The 4,435-nt window shown below is 40.5% G+C and carries 4 protein-coding genes; 2 read left to right on the forward strand and 2 right to left on the reverse strand.

What is annotated here, in order from left to right:
- Positions 1-901 (reverse strand): M20/M25/M40 family metallo-hydrolase (locus Q0L68_RS16855; protein WP_296705389.1); only part of this gene is annotated, 901 nt, incomplete at its 3' end.
- 236 nt (positions 902-1,137) lie between these two features.
- On the opposite strand from Q0L68_RS16855, the gene Q0L68_RS16860 reads away from it, so the two are divergent.
- Positions 1,138-2,844, forward strand: coding sequence for a GMC family oxidoreductase (locus tag Q0L68_RS16860; protein ID WP_296705391.1), 1,707 nt, complete (start codon positions 1,138-1,140; stop codon positions 2,842-2,844).
- 4 nt (positions 2,845-2,848) lie between these two features.
- Entirely contained in the window at positions 2,849-3,442 is a 594-nt protein-coding gene (locus Q0L68_RS16865) for a gluconate 2-dehydrogenase subunit 3 family protein (RefSeq protein WP_296705392.1), read from the forward strand.
- Between the two features lie 248 nt (positions 3,443-3,690).
- On the opposite strand, the gene Q0L68_RS16870 is transcribed toward Q0L68_RS16865, so the two are convergent.
- On the reverse strand, positions 3,691-4,435 hold a 745-nt coding region (locus Q0L68_RS16870; RefSeq protein ID WP_296705394.1), incomplete at its 5' end, for a Nif3-like dinuclear metal center hexameric protein.

The following is a 4,435-nucleotide window of genomic DNA, read 5'->3' on the forward strand; positions in this document are numbered from 1 at the left end:
CTGTAACGAGTGCTTCCCTAGCGACTATATTTGTCTTTCCTAAAGCTTCTCCTTTACCGTTTTCAGAATTATAATTGATATCAGAACCTCCGATGATCTGACCGGGGTTGAAGGTTAAATATTGTTCTCCTGCCAATTCTTCCCTGAATTCTGTCAATATCCTTGCTGCTTCGTAAATGGCTCCATAACCCACTGATTCTCTAAAAACCCCACTTGAATGTGACTGTCTACCGCTTGTTTTCAAAGTCCATCCGCTACTTCCTCTTCTTGCTACTGTCGCGATTCCAAAACTTTGAGTCGTTTCATACCCTAAGGCAATATCATGTTCTTTTGCTTTTGCTATAAAATCTCTTCTAGAAAGTTCTTCATCAGCAGAACTCTCTTCATCACCGGTGAAATAAACCGTGATAGTTCTGTCTTCTAAAAGCCCTAAATCATGCAATGCTTTTAGGCTTGCGAAAATCATGACATCCCCACCTTTCATATCATTGACCCCTTGTCCAGTTGCAGTGCTGTCATTCAAAAATGTAAAGGGAGTAAACGGCATATCCTTCTCAAAAACTGTATCTAAATGCCCAATAAGAAAGAGCTTTTTGCCTTTTGTGCCCTTTCGTGTCGCTATAAAATGTCCTGCTCTTCTAGCTTCCGGTGGCAACTTATACCATTCTGTTTCGAAACCGATTTTTTGGAACTCTCTTTCAAAAACTTTGGAAACAGCTCTTACTCCTTCTGAATTTAGAGACCCGGAATTGATATTTGTGACTTCTTCTAAAAGAGAAACAGTTGAATTGTAATTTTTTTCAACTTCAGCAAGAAGTTGTTCTTCCACTTTTGCAAGCTTTTGGCTAAAGGCTGAAATTGTGAATCCTATAAAGAGTACAAGTATTAGGCATTTTTTCATACCCGAAAATTAATCCAATTGTTTGAGAAATGGAGGAATGAAAAGGAAATTTAGATAGTAAAAAGGATGAGCTTGGTTCCTATGGATTTAGTCTTGTGATCATATTTTTTAGATTTTTAAGAAATAAAATTGTATTGATGGATGATTTGAATAACTCAGGATATTAATTGTTTCTAGTTCTTCTACTTAATTTTTTACGGATTTGTGTAACTTAAACCCCAATTAAATTTAAACCTATGGCCAATTTTAATATTGACGCAAAACAAGAAATGACCTACGATGCGATTGTAATCGGATCTGGAATAAGTGGGGGATGGGCTGCGAAGGAACTTTGCGAAAAAGGATTGAAAACCCTTGTACTGGAACGAGGAAGAATTGTGGAGCACGTCACAGATTATCCAACTATGAGTTTAGATCCGTGGGACACTGAACTCAGAGGAAGTCTTACTCCGGAACAAAAGGCAAGACATCCAAAAGGAATCCGATCCGGATTTATTGGTTCAAATAACGAGCATTTTCATGCCAACGATGTAGAAAATCCATACACTGAAGTAAAACCATTTATGTGGGTTCGTGCTCATCAAATGGGAGGTAGATCTTTGCTTTGGGGAAAGCAATGTTACAGATGGTCTGACTTGGATTTTGAAGCGAATCTAAAAGACGGTCATGGTGTAGATTGGCCGATTCGATACAAGGATCTGGCACCTTGGTATACGTATGTAGAAAAATTCGCCGGAATTAGTGGGGAAGCATTGGGTTTACCTCAGTTACCGGATAGCCATTTTCTTCCTCCAATGGAGCTTAATTGTGTAGAGAAGCATGTAAAAGAGAGAATTGAAAAAGAATATAATGGCCGGAATATGATCATTGGCCGGGTGGCTCACTTAACTGAGCCGATCAATGGTCGAGGAAAGTGCCAATTCAGAAATCGTTGTGACAGAGGATGCCCTTATGGAGCTTATTTTAGCAGTAATGCAGTGACTCTTCCAGCAGCAAATGCAACCGGTAATTTGACGATCCGTCCATTTTCTATTGCTCAGTCTATTATTTATGATGATGCAACAGGCAAGGCAACTGGCGTGAGAATTATCGATTCCGAAACCAGTGAAGTTTTAGAATACAATGCTAAAATCATTTTCTGTAATGCTTCAACCTTGAGTTCTACTCAGATCTTGATGAATTCGACTTCTGATAGATTTCCAAATGGACTGGGGAATGACAGTGGAGAGTTAGGACATAATCTAATGGACCACACCTATCGCGTAGGAGCAATGGGGAAAGTTGAAGGTTTTGATGATCAGTATTACAAAGGACGCAGACCGAACGGGATTTATATTCCTCGCTATTATAATCTGGATGAGAAAACCAAAGCAGACACTTTTGTGAGAGGCTTTGGTTTCCAGGGAAGTGGAGGTCGTGCAGGTTGGGGAGCAGGTTCTAACCAAGAGGATTTTGGAGGAGATTTCAAAGATAGTTTGATGAAACCAGGACCTTGGGAGTTCTTTATCACAGGTTTTGCGGAGTGCTTACCAAATCATGAAAACAAGGTCACCTTGAATAAAGATGTCTTGGATAAATGGGGACAACCAACCTTGTCCATTGATGCGGAATGGGGAGAAAATGAGTTGGCGATGAATAAGCAGATTAGGATTGATGCTAAAGAAATGCTCGAAAGGGCAGGACTTCAGGATATCGTGGACTTCGATAATGAACATGAAATGGGTTATGGAATCCATGAAATGGGAACTGCCAGAATGGGAAGAGATTCGAAAACTTCTGTATTGAATGGTAATAATCAGGTGCATGGAGCCAAGAATGTTTTTGTGACCGATGGAGCTTGTATGACTTCCTCTTCCTGTGTCAATCCTTCTTTGACCTATATGGCCTTGACAGCCCGAGCGGCAGATTTTGCAGTATCCGAATTGAAGAAAAATAACCTATAATCTCATGAACAGAAGAAACGCACTTAGAAGAACAGCGCTATTGGCCGGATCGGCCGTGGCTACCCCGACGTTGCTTTCCCTGCTTCAATCTTGCAAAGAGCAAAAGCGAGTAGATTGGGTTCCTCAGTTTTTAAGTCAGGATCAGGCAGTTTTTGTTTCCACTTTTGTGGATACAATTTTGCCAAAGACAGAAACTCCAGGGGCATTAGATGTCAAAGTGGATATTTTCTTGGACTTGATGTATGCAAAGTCGTATGACGAAAGTTCGCAGAAATATGTGTCTTCGGAAATCGATAAATTCAATTCCAGTTGCAAGGAAGAGTTTGGTGATGTATTTGCCAATTTAAGCTCAGAAGACAAAACTGCAGTTTTGAAAAAAGCTGAGGCAGAAACTGCCAAATTCAATCCGGGAGTTTGGGGGACAGCAGTGGGAGAGCAAAAACCGGTGGCATTTTATCGTCAATTGAAATCCATGTCACTTTGGGCTTACTTTTCCTCGGAAGAAGTTGGTAAGAATATCCTGAGCTATGATCCTATTCCAGGTGAATATCTGGGCTGCATTCCCTTGTCGGATGTTGGGAATACTTGGAGCCTTTAAAAAAGTTACAGTGATCAGTAGGCAGTCGCAGTTGAATCTGTGAGCCATAATCGGTTGTCAGGCTGAATGGACTTTATTCGTTTAGCCATCAGGTGTCAGCCTGAGCGGAGTCGAAGGCTACCTAGGAAGAGTTTGATGGGTATTCAAAGTATACCTTTCTCCAGTCTTTAATTTATCGAAAAGTCCTCGATCTCGATAGCTATGCCTACGCTCGGACTGACAACGTTTTTACTTAAATATCCTATTAACTATTTCACCTGAAGAGAATTTCCAGAAGGGAAATGGGTGACCGGTATGCCAGGAATATTTTCCTCAATCCAGGATTTCATAAATTCTGATCCTCCCTCTTCGCTGGCCGAATGACCAATTACGATGAGACCAAGCTTTTCCCCCATTTCATTGGCATTTCTGACATACTCAGGCGTTTCCCATTCCGGACTTTCTCCACAGATCAAGACATCAGGGTTCTCCTGCATGATCAGTTCAATTTGTCGTCTTCCTCCAATAGCACCTGGAAGCAAAAGTATTTTGGAGGCTTTTTGATTTAAATCACCCACATATCGCAAAGCTGGAACACCCATTTTTGATTTGATATGATCTATCAATCCACCTAGGGTCGTTTCAGGAAGGTTTAAAATTGCATTTTGATTGTAATAGTCATTCCAACCCAATTCATTTACTACTCCGGCTTGAACTCCATCAATTTGAAGTCTATGGACGTAATCATGATTTCTCCAAACAGCTATACCATGCTTTTGAAGGAGGTCGGCTTTGTATTGATAAACTGGATCATTTTTTAACCAATCTATATCATCCAAATGATTGTAAAAAGTGGGCTCATGCACGATGATGAAATTCGCATTAAGTTCAATTGCTTTTCGAATCACCGTCAAGGTAGCAAACATGGTAGTTACAATTCCGGTAACGAGTTGCTCTCTTGATCCAGATTTTAAAGTATCAACCGTGGTTTCAAAAGGCGTTCCTGATACTTGA

Source organism: Algoriphagus sp., from assembly GCF_024642405.1.
Lineage (GTDB): Bacteria > Bacteroidota > Bacteroidia > Cytophagales > Cyclobacteriaceae > Algoriphagus.